Origin of the sequence: Xenorhabdus sp. SGI240, from assembly GCF_040081915.1 — a bacterium.
GTDB classification, from domain to species: Bacteria; Pseudomonadota; Gammaproteobacteria; order Enterobacterales; family Enterobacteriaceae; genus Xenorhabdus; species Xenorhabdus bakwenae.
The window spans coordinates 65,791-86,009 of sequence record NZ_JBEBMB010000007.1 but is presented as its reverse complement, the minus strand read 5'-3'; the positions used below and the strand labels follow the sequence as shown (position 1 = coordinate 86,009).

Below are 20,219 nucleotides of genomic sequence, written 5' to 3'. Positions count from 1 at the left end.
ATAAAAACGATAAACTCTGACATCACAATAGATACGATTTTATATCAATAGATAAATCGAACGTGTGACGTTAATCATCCATAACTCACCTGCACTTTGTCAACTACTCAAGTAAAGTTATTGATAATAATAAGCATAATATTATGTTTTTAAAGGATTTAAATAAAAACTCGCAACAAAATAATGATGATATGGTTTCATTATGGAAATCATTTGACTGATTTTAGGATTCCATTGTAGACTTTGTTTCATCAGCATATTAGGCAACAAAAATAAATTAAAAATGAACGTACATTGATCAAGATCATTTTTCCAAAATATCTTAAAACAGTTATTTAATATATCGTCATTACTTTAAATTATATTAAATATGATGAGGCCTTCTGCATGATCAAAAAACAGACTGAACAGTTGCGTACTATACCAAATGTTCTGAGTGAAATAGTCAATAAATATCCAAATAAAACTGCGTTAATATTTAACTCAGAAACATTGTCATATCGTGAACTTTGGGAGCAATCAACCCATATAGCATTTGTTTTACAAAAAATGAAGATAAAAAAGGGAGATAAAGTAGCCATTAAGATAACTCGCAGCCTGGAATTATATCTGGTGTTGATAGCGGTAATTCGTCTGGGTGCTATTATTGTTCCGTTAAGCAATGCTTTTAACAATAATAGCCCAGAACAGTACATAACAGATTGCATCGAGGCTGCTGACATCAATTTACTGATTTCAGATGCTGATAACGCTGAAAGCGCCGAATTTAAAATAAACAGTTCACAATTAATTAATTCACAAGTAAATTATCCAATTATCTCTGTAAAAACCCTTTTTTCACAAACCCGCGAGTTAGATGACATACCCACAAAATTTGAAACCCTAACCGAAACGTTAGTGGCGACAGACCCTGTGATGATCTTGTTGACATCAGGCTCTACAGGTAAACCAAAGAGTGTGATTATCCGTCATTGTGGATTAACCCGCCTTGCAATCCCTATCCGCCAGTTAGGTAATACAGACAAGGATCGTTATTTACAACTTGCAGCGCTGTCATTTGCTGCCAGCGCCAATGAAATTTGGATAAGTCTTCTGACCGGAGCCACACTCGTTGTTTATCCAAAAGAGGCTCCTGATTTGGTCGAAATCGATAACATCATTAGTCATCAGCATATTTCTATTCTTTTCTTGTCCGGTGGGCTATTCCGGCTATTTGTAGAAGTTTCTCCTGATACTTTACATAAACCTGATTGTGTCGTCGTTTCAGGTGATTTTGTTAACCCCAAACTGTTTTCAATTGCAGCCAAAGCAGGTAAGGGGCGCATATTCAATGGAATGGGATGTACGGAAAATTCAGCGCTTACTTCTGCTTATCAGGTGTTACCCGATGAGAGACCTGATGCTGATTCGCCAGTGCCTGTTGGTTACCCATTGCCTCTCGTCAATATGGTCGTACTGGATGATAATTTAGAAATCTGTGCGCCAGATATACCAGGGGAACTTTGCATCAGCGGCGCAGGGCTTGCGGAAGGATATTCAGATCCTGAATTAACCCATGACCGTTTTGTCTGGCTGGCCCTTAATGGCAATCATGAGCGCTATTACCGCACTAATGATCAGGCTAAAAGAGATAAATCTGGCAATATCACATTACTGGGACGCAGTAATCACATGTGTAAAATTCGGGGTTTCAGGGTCGAAATCACCGGAGTGGAACATACACTACGTTCACATCCTCAAATAGAAGATGTCATTGTCACCATAGAGCAGACGGATAATGAGCCTCTGTTACATGCCTGTTATCTGAGTCAGTCAGGTTCGCTATCCAGCACCGATCTTCGAGAATTTATGCATTCAAGGCTGCCATCCTATATGGTTCCAGAACGGTTTACACATGTTAATGCTTTGCCAATGAATCAAAATGGTAAACGCGACCGAAATCAAATGGTTCAGCTTATTGCTGATGAGATGCACAAGCAACAAGATGACAACGTAGAATCAAAAATTCTCTCAATATGGGAAGAGATCACGGGTTATAAGAACCTTGATCCCGCAACTTCGTTTTGGGAACAGGGAATAAATTCTCTTCATCTAATCAAATTAGCCTCTCTGGTCAGTAAAACACTTGGTATTCATGTTTCATCTGCCGATGTGTTTTCAGTGGATAGTGTCGGAAAATTAGCCGCTCAGTTTGGTGGAAACGACTTGGAGAGCAGAAATGGACAATGAATCATTGAACAAAACAGTCAAGGATACATGGGATAACAGAACATACCTACCCAGTACACAAGGACAAAAAGGGTTATGGTTACTTGATCAGGTACTGAACCAACCCGAAAGTTACAATATTCCATTACTTATAGAAGTAGGGACTCAGTTAGATCACCATTTGCTGGAAAAAGCCGTTACTCAATTTGTCAACGTCACCCCTGTTTTACGCACACATTTTACGTTTACTCAAGATCAGCTGTATCAAGTCATAGAACCCCCCTATGACATTCATATTACGCACAAAACTATCACTGAAGTGAATCATCCAGAAGACGTTATTCAACAAATGGCGTCAAAACAATATGATTTGGCAAAAGGGCCGTTATTCGATATCTGTTTGATAACAGGAGAATTAAAACGATGTTGGTTGGCGTGTTGTTTTCATCATATTATCGTTGATGCACCATCAGTGACTATTTTTATCAAGAACATTCTCGCATGTTATGCTCATTTGGCTGAAAACAGAGAGTTTCATTATCGGAAAATCAGTGCTGATTATTTGGAGTTCACCCAATGGCAAAAAGAGCAATTAGCTAAACCTGAAATTGCCACCATGAAAGATTATTGGAAGAAAGTACTTACTCCGTACCCTTCTATGATAGACCTCCCCACTGATTACCCCAGGAAGGAGTGCAAAGGAACCAAAGCAGGTTATCGTCATTTGCAACTTAGCCATGATGATGTATTGAAAATATCTGAGCAGGCAAAAAATCTTGCAATGACCCCTTTCATGTATATGACCCTGTGCTGGCAGTTTTTGCTGTATCGTTTATCGGGTCAAAAAGATATCACCATTGGTATCCCTTTTGCGCTGCGGGATAACAGTGAATTTGAAGAAACGGTGGGATATTTGGTTAATACTCTACCATTCAGATCTCATTTAGATTCAGGTAGTACCGTGAATCAGTTTGCCGTATCAGTTCGTAACCGCTTTATTCAGGCTCATTTTAATAAGCAATTACCGTTTACTGACATTGTTGCAGATACAGGCCAGAACTTTGGCTTAGATAACCCTGTTTTTCAAACATTACTTGTCAATCTTGATACCATTAATGATGCATTTCAGGATTTCCCTTACTCAATAAACGTCACCGAACAGTATATTCAATCCGCTAAATATGATTTAACCCTATTTGTCGAAACGGGTACATCCCATCGTTTAATTATGGAATTTAATGCCGGACTCTTCGAAGGCAACACCATTCAATATTGGCTGGAACTCTACAGGCAAACCGCTTTATGTATGGGGGAACGGGGTGAAAAAACTTTAGATGAAGTTGAAATACTCACTCAAGATGAACAACTGTCCATCGTCAATCGTTCAAGTACCTCATTCGCTGACATAAACATCCCATGTTTTATTGATGAGATAGAGGAATATGCAAAAACGCATCCGAACAATATTGCATTAATAACACGTCACGGTCACCGGACTTATGGATGGTTAAATCATCGCGCCAACCAGCTCGCTGAATTCATGTATACACATTATACCCTCCGTGTGGGTTCACGGGTCGGTTTATTGCTAAACCGAAATGAAGACGCTATTGCAGCTCTGCTGGCCGTTTTGAAAACAGGGGCATCTTATGTTCCCATTGACCCCAGTTATCCCCAGGAACGGATTGAATATATGCTCCGGGACGCAGCGGTGGATTGTATTGTAACCATCAGTGAGTTTGTCACAACATTATCTGCGACCATCCACAAAATCGTGTTAGATGAAACGGTATTTATACAGGATGTTAACTGGCAATCAGTGCAACGAAAGCCAGAAGATGAGCTATATGTTATTTACACTTCCGGTTCAACGGGACAACCCAAAGGAGTACGCTTACTGAATAAGACACTGTCCAATCTTCTTACATGGCAAAAAGAGATCACTCTGTGTGGTGAAGGTGATTGCACACTTCATTATATGTCTTTATCTTTCGATGTTTCTGTACAGGAAATATTCGGCACCTTATGTACCGGCGGAAAGTTATATATTGCAGATGAAGAGGAGCGTCAGGATCTGCATCATTTGCAAAATGTCATTGAGTTAAACGGGATCCGCAGAGCCTATTTTCCCTATGTGGCACTTCAACATCTGGCTCAATTAACCGCCTCGAATAAAGCCCGGCTATCAATGCTTGATGAAGTCTATTCAACAGGTGAACAGTTGGTTCTCACTGCTGATATCAAACATATGTTTAATGCCAACCGAAGATTGATTAACCTTTATGGCCCTTCAGAGAGTCATGTTTGTTCTGCTTATGTCATGCCGGCAGATATCTCTTTGTGGGGAGACAGTGCATCAATAGGATATCCACTGCCCGGATTTACTATGCTTGTATTGGACGAACACAGACGTATGGTTCCTGCCGGTGTCGCAGGCGAACTTTGGATTATCAGTGATTTCCTTTCTCCAGGTTATCACAACAAAGATCATGAAACTCAAGCACGGTTTTTAACCGAAAACTGGCCAGGTGCACTGAGCAAACAGGCTTATAAATCGGGTGATCTCATAAAACTAAAATCCAGTGACGCCTTCACATACCTTGGTCGTCTGGATAATCAATTAAAAATCAGGGGATTTCGCATTGAACCATCAGAAATAGAAGCCGTTATCAATTCATTGGATGAAGTGAAAGTCTCCGCGGTTATTGGAAAAGAAATATCAGCCGGCAACAAGATGCTGGTGGCTTTTATAATCACAACAGTGCCATTAGAACGTGTTGAACTATTAACTCGATTACGCAGCTATCTACCGGATTATATGATCCCAAATGAGTTCGTATTTTTGCCTGATCTTCCAACGACCCCTAGCGGTAAAATTGACCGAAAAGCACTGCATCACATTGAAATAACGAAAATGTCGGATAATTTTGCAAAAAACGGCATTGAAGAGACGCTGACCTCAACCGAACAAACAGTAAAATTACTCTGGCAAAAAGTTTTTCCGAACCGGTCGATTAAATTAGGCGATAATTTCTTCAATATCGGCGGACATTCACTGTTAGCTACACAGTTAGTATATTTACTACGCAAACAATTTAATGTCGATTTTCCGCTCAAATTACTATTTAGTACCCCGACCTTACGTGATATGGCCGCTTCGGTTGATACCTATCTGAATAATGATAAAAAATCAGATGATGAAATACAGAGTCCATTTATTAACGATGCTTTCTTCCCGCATGATTGGACGTATACGCGACAATTAAATCCCTCAAAAAGCGATGAGGTCTTACTCACCGGTGCTACCGGTTTTTTAGGTATCTATCTGCTTCGCGCCTTACTGCAACAACTAACGGGTAAAATCATTTGTTTAGTCAGGGCCACCGATAACCGTGCCGGATTGAGCCGTATCATAAAAAATGCTCATTGTTATGGCATTGACCATGACATTGATTTTTCACGCGTTGAAATTGTGGTGGGCGATATTGCCAAGGCGAAATTTGATTTAACTGAGGCAGAATATCAGTCATTATCAGAAAGAGTCTCTAAAATATATCACGCCGCAGCTCATATTAATTTTGTTCTCCCGTACAGTTCTGTTAAGGGAACGAATGTCGATGGTATCGTAGAAATCATTGATTTTTGTTGTCACCATGAGCGTAAGAAGCTGGAGTATATTTCGACTATTGCCGTATTTGCACCGGACTATCCTCAACAGCCAATAACAGAAGATAGCCTCCCGGACTACCCGCACTCACTCTCTATCGGTTATACCCAAAGTAAATGGGTGGCTGAACAGTATGTACAGCAAGCCAGATATCAAGGTGTTGATATCAATATTTATCGGATAGGGCGTATATCAGGTGACAGTGTGACCGGGGCATGTCAAGCAGATGATTTTTTATGGCTGCAAATTAAAAGCTTTATCCAAATGGGAATTGCACCCTACCCTGAATTGCTGAGTACAGATCTATTGCCGGTCGATTTCGTCAGTCAGGCTATTGTGACCTTATCAACCGCTAATAAGATACATGAGCAACAGAACTTCCACTTATTTCATCCGGAAGGTACTGATTTTACCCCGGCATATCTGGCTATTAAACAGACAGGGCATGACATCACACCAGTTTCTGAATCAGCGTGGTTAGAAAAACTCGAACAAAGGGTTGTCAATGGCGATGAGGTGGCACTGGGTTCAGTGATCCACCTTTTTAAAGAAAATGCGCTGAATATTGGTAATAACATCTACAACAATCAGAGTACACGCGAGGCCCTTAAAACCTTAGGTTTCGATTTTCCAGATATTAATGTGAAAACTTTCTCAAAATTAATTTCTTATTTTATGGATAAAGCAATCATCCCGTCATATCAACCTGAAAGTCAGCAACATGTAAAATACTAAGGAGAAATGATGTTTAACGTTGTGTTCGATAAATATATAGAAGCAGTTTTAGAAAAGTCACCCACAAAACTTGCCGCTCTATTTTGTGATGATGGTATTCTGAAGTTACCATTCCGTACCAGTCGAGATACAATTGAGAGCCAGTCACAGATACTTGAGCATTATTCAGCAAGTTTTGGCCAGGCGCCTCTGATTTTTACTTCTGTTCAGGATGTAGAACTGTACTCAACAGATAATCCTGATATTTTTATCGTCGAATATCGACTGAATGGTAAGACATTGCCACATAAAAAAGATTTCCATTGTTTATATATTAATGTGTTTAAATTAAACAACGGTAAAATTAAAGAATTACATGACTATGAGGATGTTCTTAACCGAGAAGCCATTTTCTCTTGATTTTGGCTGTTCTTAATTGTAAATAAGTGGATATTTACAAGCCTGTTCCATAAATAATCATTTTTATTTATGGAACAGGCGATTAGCTTGGTTTCTTATTTAATACTCAGGTTATAAAAAAACACATGAAGACAGATAATGACACTACCGTCACACCTTTTGAAAATGCATTGAGTAGGCTTCAGTGTGTTCTTGTCGCGAGAAGAACCATCACAAACCCTGAAGGTATTTCATGGGCACAGTATGATACTCTATATTTACTTCGACAATATCAGCCGATGAATCCTACTGTAATTGGCGAAAAGCTCGGCTTTACCCGCTCTAAAATGTCTAAAATTTTGCGATTGTTAAAAGATAAAGAGCTTATTAAACAAGAAGCGGGGGAAAACGATAAACGCGAACTGGTCACCAAATTAAGTCCAAAGGGGCTAACATTTTTGCAGAGGGCCGAGTCCAGCAGACATAATATGGCTGATATTGTGGCGTCTAATATGTCCCAAGGTGAAATCGCCATATTTACAGAACTTTGCCATCGTGCCGCAGATCTTTTGTATGCACAAACACCCATTCGTGATGAGGATTGAACATGATGAAGCCCGCTTTTTTATATAAACCTATCACCACGATTTGGAACGTGAAAAAGGTCTCCATGACAAAGGTTTTGTTGTTTATCTTGTAGAGTAAGGCCTGAGTCCAGTGGAATACTGATATCAGGCCTGACTGACAGAGGTTACTTACCCATTCGGAAAAATCAGTGTTTGCCCAGGGGCTTCCCGGTTTAAGTGAATAAAGTTCAGATGTTTTTCATAGTGATCGAGAATATCGCTAATGATTTGCTCTTTCGTATAATCCATCAAATCATTACCCTGCGTTCCTTCCATCAGAAAAGTCTCCAACCGATAATAGTGAGACTTACCCGCTCTCGCTCGATAGGTAAATCCGGGTACAGAATAGCGTTGTGGCCAGATTTGATAGACAAAATTTTGCTCATCACCTAAATCAACAACCAATTCCAATGGATTCAGCCGTTTGTTCTCTTCGGTCGGTAATGCATTAAACTGAACTTTCGCGCCCCGCACCACCAGCTCTTTAGCCACCTCCTGCATCGCCGGACGGCACACCATATCCAGCATTCGCTGAGCGTTTTTTGTACCGGGGAAATGCATCATACGGCTCAGACGCTGCTTCCAGTTCAATGAACCATTATCATGCACAAGCGTGGGGGAGGTATTTTGCAATGAGCTGGCTTTACGGAAGTCCTCTACCCGTAAAGATTTATATAGTCCCGCCATCACAAAAAAGATCACAAAACTAAAAGGCAGGCCCATGATGACTGTGGTATTTTGCAACGCAGAAATACCATCCGTCATAAGTATACCTAACGTTAATACGCCAATCGCCACCGACCAAAAGACACGTAACCAATTCGGTGCATCATTATTGATATCACTTAGATTAGAAGTGAAATTCCCTAACACCAATGAGCCAGAATCAGCCGATGTGACATAAAACAGCAGTCCGGTAATGGTGGCAACAGAAGCACTAAACGTAAATGCCGGATAAAGTGCCAGCAAACGATAAAAACCTTGTTCTGGGTGTTGTAACACGGTTTCAGCCAGCTGGCGATTACCATGAATAATTTCATACAATACACTGTTACCAAAAATCGATAACCACAGCAGGGTAAAAACAAATGGAATGACTAACGTTCCCATAACAAACTGACGAATGGTTCTGCCACGGGAAATACGTGCCAGGAACAATCCGACAAACGGCGACCAGGCCACCCACCATGCCCAGAAAAACAGTGTCCAGTTATTCATCCATTCCGTTGGGTGTTCGAAGGCAAAACTGTTCAGTGTCATCCCCATAAAACGGCTGATATAGTCCCCGATATTCTGCACCAATCCGTTAAGCAGGAATTCAGTATTGCCCATAAATAAAATAAACAAAACCAGGCCAAGAGCCAGCAGGACATTCAATTCAGACAAAAACCGAATGCCTTTGTTTACGCCGGAAGTCACGGAGATAATGGCTATTACCACAGACAACAGTATTAGTCCTCCCTGAACCCCCAATCCTTGCGGTAATCCGAAAAGGACTTTCAGACCATAATTCAACTGCACAACCCCAATTCCCAGCGTCGTTGCAATGCCAAAAATGGTCCCTATTACTGCCGCAATATCCACCGTATGACCGATGAACCCTTTAATGCGGTCACCAAAAATAGGATAAAGTGCCGAGCGGATAGTCAGGGGCAAATTATAACGATAACTAAAATATCCCAGTGCAATTCCCATTAAGGCGTACATAGACCAGCCCGTCAGGCCATAGTGGAACAACGTCCACACCATCGCCTGACGAGCTGCTTCAATGGTTTCCCCTTGACCCGTTGGCGGTCGCATATATTGCGTGACAGGTTCAGCCACCGAGAAAAACATCAAATCAATGCCGATCCCCGCAGCAAACAGCATTGCTGCCCAACTCAGCAAACTGAATTCCGGTTTAGATTGTTCCGGTCCCAGTTTGATTGACCCAAAACGGGAAGCCGCAACAAAAACAACGAACACAATGTAAAGTGTCGCGGCCAATAAATAGTACCAACCAAAAGTTTTAGACACCCAGTTCAGTGTATTTTTTATCCAGGCACTGGTGGCATCTGTGAAAAAAAAAGTGAACAGAGAAAATGCAATAATCAGTCCGGCAGAGGTGAAAAAAACGACAGAATTCAGTGTGTCCTTCTGGGTATTTTTTGGACTGTCTTGGGTATTCATAGGCAGTTCCTGAAATTAATAGCATTAAAACAGATGAAAAGCATAATCCATATAACCTTTTGAGTTAAATATAAAATTTAAGATATCTTAAACAAAACCGCTCCCTCATTGTAAAATTATTGTAATAAAACATATTTAATTTTGATTGAACATTCAATTAAAAAAAAGTTTAATACTCCCCGAATGATTGATCTTCTGAGCATAAAATCATGCCAAAAATTGGAATACAGTCGATAAGAAAACAACAACTCATTGATGCAACATTAATCGTTGTTAATGACGTTGGAATGCAGGAAGCCACTATTGCGCAAATAGCCCGAAAAGCAGGCGTTTCTAACGGCATTATCAGCCACTATTTCAAGGATAAAAACGGGCTATTGGAAGCGACCATGCGCCATCTATTACATCAACTGGAAATGGCAGTAGCACGTCGGTTACGACTGCTCGATAATGCAACGCCTGTACAAAGATTGAAAGCCATTGTCGAAGGGAATTTTGATCCCAGCCAGATCAATAGCGCGGCAATGAAAACCTGGTTAGCATTTTGGGCCAGTAGTATGCATCAACCCAATCTGTACCGGCTACAACAAATCAATGAACGCCGTTTGTATTCCAATCTTTGTGTTGAATTTAAACGTGCCATGCTGGCAGCAGAGGCACGGCTGGCCGCACAAGGTCTTGCTGCATTAATTGACGGCATCTGGCTACGAAGAGCATTAAGCAGTAAGCCTTTTGATATAGCAGCGGCATTCAAAATTACTATTGATTATATCGAACATAAACTCGGAGCACCTGATAAGTGCTGACTTATCACCTCATGGATAGGACTCTTAAGGAGAATCTATGACCCATTTTGGATTACAAAAACTTTATATCCACGGTGCTTACGTTGATAGTACCGATCCTAATAACACCATTTTTGATGCAATTAACCCAGCTAATGGTGAAGTTATTGCTCAATTTCAGTCTGCAACAGAACAAGATGTTAATTTAGCAGTTGAAAGCGCCCATAAAGGACAGAAAATCTGGGCAGCCATGACTGCGGTGGAACGGTCACGGATCTTACACAAGGCGGTGAATATCCTGCGTGAACGCAATGATCAACTGGCTGAATTGGAAACACGGGATACCGGCAAACCCCTTTCTGAAACCCGGCAGGTTGATATCGTCACAGGTGCCGATGTGCTGGAATACTATGCGGGCCTGATCCCAGCCCTTGAGGGTCAGCAGATCCCATTACGTGAATCTTCTTTTGTCTATACACGCCGTGAACCATTGGGCATCGTAGCCGGCATCGGCGCATGGAACTACCCGATCCAAATTGCCCTGTGGAAATCAGCCCCCGCTCTGGCTGCCGGCAATGCCATGATTTTTAAACCGAGTGAAGTCACCTCCCTTACCGCTTTGAAGTTGGCTGAAATCTATACCGAAGCCGGTTTGCCAGATGGTGTTTTCAATGTCTTGACCGGAGCCGGCCATGAAGTCGGACATTATCTGGCTGTTCACCCTCAAATCGCCAAAATGTCTTTTACCGGCGGTATTGTGACCGGCAAAAAAGTGATGGCAAATGCTTCCGCTTCAACTTTAAAAGAAGTCACGATGGAATTAGGTGGCAAATCTCCGCTGATCATTTTTGATGATGCCGATCTGGATCGTGCGGCTGATATTGCCATGATGGCAAACTTTTTCAGTTCAGGTCAGGTTTGTACAAACGGGACACGCGTCTTTGTCCCCAAAGCATTACTCTCACAATTTGAAACAAAAATTCTTGAGCGTGTTAAACGCATCCGAATAGGTTCACCTCTTGATCCCAGCACTAACTTTGGTCCGTTGGTAAGTTTTCCACATATGGAGTCGGTTTTACGCTATATCGAAAGCGGTAAAAACAGCCATGCCCGCCTGCTTTGTGGTGGCGAACGTCTGATGGAAGGCGAATTGGCGAAAGGGGCATTTGTTGCACCGACAGTATTCAGTGACTGTACCGATGATATGTTGATTACACAGGAAGAAATCTTTGGGCCAGTGATGTCTATCCTGGCTTATGAAACGGAAGATGAAGTCATTGTCCGAGCCAATAACACCCATTATGGCCTGGGCGCAGGATTAGTCACTCAAGATCTTTCCCGCGCACATCGCGTGATCCACCAGCTAGAAGCCGGAATTTGTTGGATCAATACCTGGGGAGAATCTCCGGCAGCCATGCCTGTCGGTGGCTATAAACATTCTGGTGTTGGCCGGGAAAATGGGCTGGTCACACTACAAAACTACACACAAACCAAATCAATACAGGTGGAATTAGGCAATTTTGAATCCCTATTTTAATCCACGCCTGAAACAGAGGAGATAACAATGGTTTTTGATTACATTATTATCGGTGCTGGTTCAGCGGGTAACGTGCTTGCAACTCGTTTAACGGAAGATGCCAATGTATCGGTCCTGCTGCTGGAAGCAGGTGGACCCGATTACCGATTCGACTTCCGTACTCAAATGCCAGCGGCGCTGGCATATCCCTTGCAGGGAACCCGTTATAACTGGGCTTATGAAACCGATCCCGAACCCCATATGAATAACCGACGCATGGAATGTGGACGCGGTAAAGGGCTGGGTGGATCTTCACTCATCAATGGCATGTGCTACATCCGTGGCAATGCACTGGATTTTGATCATTGGGCAACACAATCTGGGCTGGAAGACTGGACTTATCTTGATTGTCTTCCCTATTTCCGCAAAGCGGAATCAAGAGATATTGGCGCAAATGACTATCATGGTGCAGACGGGCCTGTCAGTGTCACGACACCCAAAGCAGAAAATAATGAACTCTTTCACGCAATGGTAGAAGCAGGTGTTCAGGCGGGTTATCCACGTACTGCCGATCTGAATGGCTATCAACAAGAAGGCTTTGGGCCGATGGATCGCACCGTGAACCCTAAAGGACGCCGTGCCAGCACAGCCCGTGGCTATCTGGATCAAGCACGTTCACGCCCCAATCTCACTATCATGACTCATGCGTTGACTGATACCCTCGAATTCGCAGGCAAAACCGCCGTTGGTGTCAATTTTTATCAAGGTAATAGCGCAACCTTAACCCGGGCAAAAGCACGTAAAGAAGTTTTGCTCTGTGCTGGCGCGATCGCCTCTCCACAGATTTTGCAACGTTCAGGTATTGGTCCCGAAGAAATATTAAACGAACTTGGTATCTCTGCGGTGCATGTCTTGCCAGGCATTGGGCAAAACTTGCAAGATCACCTTGAAATGTACTTGCAATATGAATGCCTCAAACCCATTTCTCTTTATCCGGCATTGAAATGGTATAACCAACCTCAAATTGGCGCTGAATGGCTATTCAAAGGAACAGGTATTGGTGCCAGCAATCAATTTGAAGCAGGTGGTTTTATTCGTACTGATGAAAAATTTGCCTGGCCAAATATTCAATTTCATTTCCTGCCCGTTGCCATTAATTACAATGGCAGTAATGCCATCAATCAACATGGTTTTCAGGCTCATGTCGGATCTATGCGTTCCCAAAGCCGTGGTCGGGTGAAAATTAAGTCACGAGACCCGCGTCTGCATCCCAGTATTTTATTCAACTACATGTCAACAGAACAGGATTGGCAAGAATTCCGCGCAGCTATTCGTATTACACGGGAAATTATGGCACAACCTGCGCTGGCACCCTATTGTGGGCGTGAAATCAGTCCCGGTGTTGAAAATCAGTCAGATGAGCAGTTAGATGCTTTTATTCGTGAACATGCCGAAACTGCATTTCACCCATCATGCAGTTGCAAAATGGGGACTGATGAAATGGCGGTCGTGGATGGTCAAGGACGCGTGCATGGCATTGAAAATCTACGTGTTATCGATGCCTCTATTATGCCAACCATTATTACCGGTAATTTAAATGCCACGACAATCATGATGGCTGAAAAGATTGCTGATAAAATCAGGGGAATTTCTCCTCTGCCACGCAGCCAGGCAAAATATTATATTGCCAATGATGCTCCCGTCCGCCCATAGGCAAAAACGTTGATCAATAAAAAGCGGGGGGGTTTATCACAATATCTGATCGTTGGGAGCATGACCTGATAGCAACAGGAGAGACAGTTAGCCTCTCCTGTTATTTCTCGTTCTTACCCTATGACAGAGTTGGAGTTAGGCAACAAAAGCGGCTGTTCGGCCTTAGCCGGTTGTATATTTTGCTGTAGGTGTTCGTAAACACCGCCCATATCAGGGAATGAAGCCATCGCCTCGCTCAACTTCACCAGACTCGGGCTTTCCGCCTCTGAAACAGTAGTGACGGTATGAGCAGCAATATTTGGATTTGGTTGCCTACTGGCCCAAGATAAATCCATCAACATATCTCCTTGCTTACTCATGCTCTCGACGAGATGTGCCACATTAATCGCCGACGAAGTCCCTTCAAAATTGATATGCAAATGCTGATGAGATTTGGCCTGGTTACCAAATACCTGACGCACCACCAATGCTGTTCCATTACCGGAGTCAGTCAACATCAGATCATCATCGCGTCGGTTAACGAGGATACTTTTCGGATTCGCTATCGGTAAGATCAGACGATCTAAAGACTGTTCCGGATCGTCATTGTCGATGATCACTGTACGGTAGTGAGTCCACATCTCTTTGCTGAATCGATAGGTATCATGATTGGCTCCGCCATACAGCACCAGACTATCGACACCATCGATGATCGGTAACGTTAGATTATCACTGTTCTCACCGCCTTGAAGTAATAGGGATGACCTGATTCTCCCTATTCCAATGGATTTATTGAGCATTTTTACCCCAAGGCTATCGCTCTGGTATAACTCCTGAGTCATCGGGTTATACACATATGCCGCCTTATTTTTGGCGTCGATTCCCAGGAAGCGCAGATTACCTGAGACGGGAATGCCCTTGCCTGAAAATACCTGACCGCTATCAACATCAAACCAGTCTTGCATATTGTTATTTTGTAAGGTCAGTACCCCTTTGGCATTCCACCGAGCGGCAAGTTCAGTGAGTGCCTGTGACAAATTAGCCGCATTGTTCTGATGCCACTCTTTATCAACACCAACTAACCGCAATTCACCATTATTAGCTCGTACCAATATCTCACCCTTGACGGTGATCAGACGCATTCCGGCATCGACCGGTTGTGCTGCCTTAAGAGACAACTCAGGTGTCAACTCACTGGCAACGGGAAGTTGTGCCGAAGCATTAAGTACAAGGCCAGAACCAAAGGCAGTAGCCAATGCATTCGTAGTCATAGCAGGTTGGTGATATAACTTACCACTTTCCGGTTCAAAGAGCCGCGCAACGGTGCCATCAGCGTCGAATCCCAGGAACTGTAGCGATTTATCCTGTAGTGCTGCTGAAGCCACGACCACTTTTCCATTGTGATACCACACGGGCAACACGCTTTTGCCATCGGTGCCCTTGACTCCAAACACCGCCAGAGTGGTCCCACCATTTGTGACACCAGCCAGATCCTGCCACCAGTGTGTACGCCCCTTGAGCCAATGCTCGTTAACCGCTTCGTAGTTGAGCTGTCCCAATGCATCAAGTTGCGCTACACGTCCATCCTCAGTGATGGCAAGCAGGTTACCATTCAGGTTGACTACGTTGGCTAACGGTGGTGTGTTGATGCGCAAGGCAGTGGGTTGATTAGCGTCAAGAACAGCCTGACCTGGGCCTTCCTGACGGAACAAAGCATTCTGCTCTTTACTGTAGAAGAAGAACACTTCCGTACCTGCGGGACGGGAAATCGTGCCCGCTAACACAAGGTCAGCCGGGATCTGCCAGGCACTGCGGGTCTGTTCATGCTCTTTAAAGTACAAGGTTTGTTCTTTCGGTGGTGCCAGATTAGGTTTAATCAGTGTTCCATCGCTGGTGCGTACCCAGTAGCGATGGGCCACACCAGCCGCATCCGTACCGAATAGGGTGACCAACTCGGCACTGGTCGGTTGGATCAGCCGCGCGCCCAGTGTATACACCGAAGTCTCACGTTGAGTGCTATTGCTCTCGTAACCTCGAAGTATAGTCTTAAGCTCGTCACTATGCCGATCTCTGTTTGCCGAAAGCCGGAGTAACTTATCATCACCCACCACGCTAACTAACTCCATGCGGTCACCGATGATCCGGTAGCTCAACTCAGCTTCTCTCTCCTCCAACTGATAACGGCGCGCCAGGTAGACTGCATCACCTTCTTGCCATAACCGACTAATCCTGCCTGCATTCTGGTTGAACCATGGCTCAAACTGCGCGTTAACTTGTCCAGTGGCAATGTCTACCCGCCACGCGACCGCGTTATCGGCGTCGTAGAAATAAGCATAGTCACCCATCACCGCCCCCAGTTGGGCATGTTTAGCTTGCTCGTGAGGAGTATCGGTGAATAGCATCCGCTTCCTGGAGACGTCATAGAAAGCCCGACCAACATCATGCCCGTTGTGATTGTAGTTCTCCACTACCACATACTGCCCGTGCAACTGATGCGCCTTGGCCAGCAAATTGAGATGTTGCTCAATTTGCTGGCCGGGCACTTGCCACTTGCCCGCATCTTCGCTTATCACCTGCGTTGTCAGATTGGAAAAATCGACTTCACTCACTTCATTTTTGCCGTTGACTACCAATATTTGACCATTCTGAGAGGGATCGAGTTCGACCACGACGCCACCGACTACCAATCGGCTCTTCGAGACGCTGAGAGTATCACTGGCGAGTTGGCTGCTATCGATGATCCAGCGCGACGGAACATTGCTGCTGCCATCCGCGTTGGAGACGTCACTGATGAGCTTCACACTGGTGCCTTCATTCAACCCGATCAGGTATTCACCACCGGCACCTTTAATCTCGTAATGCAGATAGCCGTGCAGTTCTTTAGGAAGCTCAGGCACTATCAGTTTCCTGTCGTGTTGATCGAGCACGACTTCGATCGGTGTTGCTACATACTCCTGATGGATCCTGCGGATCGTTGCTTCTCCCGGGAAGATGTAGAAATCGTAATCGAAGCGTTTATCCTCTTCGAGTCTGCGAATAACATCAAAACCCGTATCATGCCGCGTTGTTGCCCCGGGAAGTTGCATATATTCGTACTTGATGAAGGACTTAGGTGTCCCCGGCAGGATTAATACGTTACTGTCACTGTGCTCGAGTTTATGAGAGACATCCTTGTAGCCGATGCCGCTACGGACTTCAATCGCCTGGCTGCGATCATGAACTATCCTGGGAAAATCGCCGATCCAGAAGAAATAATTGATTTTTCCTGAACCAGTAGAGCCTGAATGGGTGCGATAAATATACTGGCTGTCAAAATCAATCTGATTATTGCGCAGATCCAACGTTTTAATCACAGCCCCGGCTAATGGTATCAGCACCTTTTTCTCACTGTCATACCGGTAACCATTGCCCTTGTAGGCTTTGTCGAGCATATCGAAGTAACGGCCCACCGCTTTTGCATCCTCAGCAACGGCACCAAACGCTTGCGCCAGCGCAGTAAAGCCCACGGCAAGCCCGCCAAGGATCACGCCGGCACCACCCAGTACAGCTGAGGCCGTCGAGGCACCAACCAGCCCGGCACCCACCCCGGCAGTACCTGTCACGAAGCTGGCCGAATCGAACGCCAGCTGGGTTCCGAACACGGCCTTCTGGGTATCCGTTTCGGCATGGGCTAGCTCATAGGCATCCAACCCAACCAAGGCTCCACCAAGCAGCACACCTATGCCTTCATTGGCAGTATGAGCCAGAGTTGAAGAAAACTGATTGAGCGAGGTTTCAGCAACTATCACTTCACCGCGTAATGCCGTTCGCACCAACTTGATTACGTTGGTGACATCGTTCACGCCTGCGTGGATCATCTGGGCGTAGTTCAGGTAACTATGGATCTTGAGTGCCGTGGCCAGATCAGGCGAAGCGTTCCCGTGTGCCGCATCATTGCGCTTCTTGTCGGCAAACCACTGGATTAGCGTCTGTACTGCAAATCCGGCATTCAGTCCATCAACCGGAGCTGCTTCACCGCCAACGCCATTGAATCGTAACTGGCCGCGTTCAAGGTTAAAATGCTTGCCCAGCGTGAGCATATGTTCATCGACGAAATGGCGGAATTCGAAAAAAGTGGCATCGTTACTGCTCACCAAACGCGTCTCTTCCAGGTGATCGCGATTGATGAATTGGACACTGTAACGACCCTCCCCTTGTTCCTCAATACTGCCAATGACTGGCATCCAACGCGAGTCAAGCTTATTTTCCTGAGCCAGCGCTGTCATGGCCTTATCGAATTTTGCTCCCCACTGTTCACTATCAAGGGTAGCCAATGCGGTGCGTAACTGAGTATCCTCGTCAATGTTCACTTGGGCATTGACGGCTTGCTTGACCCACTGGCGTTGTTCTATCACAGTGGCAAGTTCGTCAGGACGGGTCAAATCAGCAACATCTAAGCCATTGTCTACGGGTACTCTTGCCATCTTGACAGGATCGATCTCCACCAGATTGAAGGTAGGCGCAGACTTACTACCAAACGCACTATAGTGAACAGCCAAGCCACGCTTCACTAAGTGTTTTTCCATAGCACGTAAAAAATTGGCTGAGTTATCGAATGCAAAAATCCCGAAATTGGGATCATAGAAATAGTAACGATGCCCTTTAGCGCCGACAGTACTCCCCACCATCATGGCATGGTTTTGGGTATTGAGAGCGAACGTCGAAGTTCCAGTCGCTTCCTGCAACAAAGAAACAACCTTAGACAAGGTAACCTTCTCTTCCAGCGCTTTTGACGCTTGACTGGCCTCAACATTAAAGTGCAGCCTGACCAGACTGTTTTTTAGCAGCGTGGAACTGCCTGCCTGAGGGGAAGCTGCGGCAAAGAAGAGTTTTTCCACCAGACTATTGATACGTGCTTCACCCCCGCTGGCTAGTGCTACCGCCATAGCTCTGACCAGGGGATAACAGCGACCACCAGATGCGTCTCCAACCAATGACAGATAAAAATCTTGGGGTATCAGACGACTGAAGCTGCTACCGGCACGCTGAAAGTCCTCGCTGAACACCGCTGTCTGTTTCAATATTTTGTCGATATATTCAGCCCGGCTAACTTCAGTGATGCGAGCGCTCAAAGCCCCTCGCTGTTTAGGGGTAAGCGGGCTGTCAAGAAACAGTTTTTTCATCTCCAGGATTGACATTCCATCGTTAAAACCTGGAATAGTCGTATCCTGAACGTTCTGCAAGCCATCGGAAAATTCAGGACTCATCGGCCCACTTCGCTGGTAAGCTTCGGCAATAGCATAACGCTCGCCCACGTTATAATCGCGTTCCTGCCCGCCGCCTTGGATAGAGGTATCATCAATCCGCACTACCGCATCTATACCGTTTTTGGACTTGATCTGCTGCCATAACCAGCTTTGTTCCACGGAAAACACCTCACGCAAAACTGAATCGTATTGCTCCTTGTAGTGATCCAGCGTGATATTGATATACCTTATCTTTTCATCAATCCGAGAAATCTCAGAACGGTCTCTGGTTTTTCTTCGATTTTCATAGAGTTTATTCCGGCTATCCACCAACGGCTGAGTATCTGCTCCGATCGCAACCTGGACCCGGTCACGCAACCCAATCCATCCAGCAATTGCCGGATGATGGGGAGAAAATTCTCCCTGTTCATATACACCCTCAGAGATCCCTTCAACTGACACATTAAAGTGTGTGGCCGCATTTTTCAGTTTTTGATGGATCTTCTCACGATAAGTGGCGAATTGGGCCTTGCTACGCTCAGTCGTCTGACTGTCAGCGTCCTGAATCAATAGGGGTTCCTCACCACGACGCAATGTCGGCCAGATATTCAGACCGTCCCGTTGATACTCCTGGCGCTGGAATACCAATTGCCATTTACCCTCAACGTATTGCATGTATGCCGCTGCGAGACCTTCGGCGGTGTTTGCTACCTGATAATCCTTAAAGTCCACTGCCATGACCACGTTATCATATAGCAACGAACTGTTGACCCGTCCGTCGTGATAGACCCGGTAAGTATCAGCATCAAGATCGGTCACCACCAGTGAACAGCCTGACAACGATCCCGTGAACAGAAAACTTCCCGGAATTGCATACTTAGGAATATCTACATAAGCTGGCAACGTATTAGCCTGGTTTGCACCGTTGTAGCCAAGGAAATAGGCTGGCACGCTGTCAGCATCACTCCCGGCTATCTCATTCGGGCTTCGATCCGCGTATTCAATCTCATATAAGCCTGACTTAATTTTCACCAATTTGGCATCTCCCTCTGCCGGAAGCCGCCCTGCTCTGACCAGTGTCTCGGCACTGATAGTGTTGGATTTTGCAAATAATTCAGGATTGATAGCAAACTGCCGGATATTCGCGCTACCCTGACGGGGTATCGCCTGAGCGGAAACAAGCAGCGATAGGTAGCTGTTATTGGGCATGACAATTCT

9 protein-coding genes are annotated in these 20,219 nt (G+C 44.7%); 7 read left to right on the top strand and 2 right to left on the bottom strand.

Features of this window, described 5'->3' with window-relative positions; translation table 11 throughout:
- Nucleotides 1-387: 387 nt before the first annotated feature.
- The 4 genes from ABLA76_RS03185 to ABLA76_RS03170 all read left to right on the top strand — a co-directional run bounded on the left by ABLA76_RS03185 (nt 388) and on the right by ABLA76_RS03170 (nt 7,593).
- Entirely contained in the window at nt 388-2,229 is a 1,842-nt protein-coding gene (locus tag ABLA76_RS03185) for a non-ribosomal peptide synthetase (RefSeq protein ID WP_348986831.1), read from the top strand.
- Nucleotides 2,219-6,610 carry an amino acid adenylation domain-containing protein gene (locus tag ABLA76_RS03180; RefSeq protein WP_348986830.1) on the top strand — a complete coding sequence of 1,464 codons (4,392 nt, stop codon included), beginning with the start codon at nt 2,219-2,221 and terminating at the stop codon, nt 6,608-6,610. The genes ABLA76_RS03185 and ABLA76_RS03180 overlap by 11 nt, the downstream gene beginning before the upstream one ends.
- 9 nt (nt 6,611-6,619) lie before the next feature.
- Complete coding sequence (locus ABLA76_RS03175) at nt 6,620-7,009, top strand: nuclear transport factor 2 family protein (protein ID WP_348986829.1); 390 nt, start codon at nt 6,620-6,622, stop codon at nt 7,007-7,009.
- A gap of 125 nt (nt 7,010-7,134) precedes the next feature.
- Complete coding sequence (locus ABLA76_RS03170; RefSeq protein ID WP_285811465.1) at nt 7,135-7,593, top strand: MarR family transcriptional regulator; 459 nt, start codon at nt 7,135-7,137, stop codon at nt 7,591-7,593.
- Nucleotides 7,594-7,743: 150 nt separating this feature from the next.
- Here ABLA76_RS03170 and ABLA76_RS03165 read toward each other — a convergent pair whose 3' ends face one another.
- Nucleotides 7,744-9,783, bottom strand: a complete 2,040-nt coding sequence (locus ABLA76_RS03165) for a choline transporter (protein WP_348986828.1) — start codon at nt 9,781-9,783, stop codon at nt 7,744-7,746.
- Between the two features lie 209 nt (nt 9,784-9,992).
- Here ABLA76_RS03165 and betI point away from each other — a divergent pair, with 209 nt between their 5' ends.
- The 3 genes from betI to betA are packed head-to-tail and all read left to right on the top strand — an operon-like array spanning nt 9,993 to nt 13,797.
- Nucleotides 9,993-10,589, top strand: coding sequence for a transcriptional regulator BetI (gene betI / locus ABLA76_RS03160; RefSeq protein ID WP_348986827.1), 597 nt, complete (start codon nt 9,993-9,995; stop codon nt 10,587-10,589).
- Nucleotides 10,590-10,626: 37 nt separating this feature from the next.
- A complete protein-coding gene (gene betB, locus ABLA76_RS03155) occupies nt 10,627-12,105 on the top strand; it encodes a betaine-aldehyde dehydrogenase (protein ID WP_348986826.1) in 1,479 nt (492 codons plus the stop codon).
- A 27-nt stretch (nt 12,106-12,132) separates the two neighbouring features.
- Nucleotides 12,133-13,797 carry a choline dehydrogenase gene (gene betA, locus ABLA76_RS03150; protein WP_348986825.1) on the top strand — a complete coding sequence of 555 codons (1,665 nt, stop codon included), beginning with the start codon at nt 12,133-12,135 and terminating at the stop codon, nt 13,795-13,797.
- A 113-nt stretch (nt 13,798-13,910) separates the two neighbouring features.
- On the opposite strand, the gene ABLA76_RS03145 is transcribed toward betA, so the two are convergent.
- Nucleotides 13,911-20,210: a TcdA/TcdB pore-forming domain-containing protein gene (locus ABLA76_RS03145; protein ID WP_348986824.1), complete on the bottom strand. Its 6,300-nt coding sequence runs from the start codon at nt 20,208-20,210 to the stop codon at nt 13,911-13,913.
- Nucleotides 20,211-20,219 lie beyond the last annotated feature (9 nt).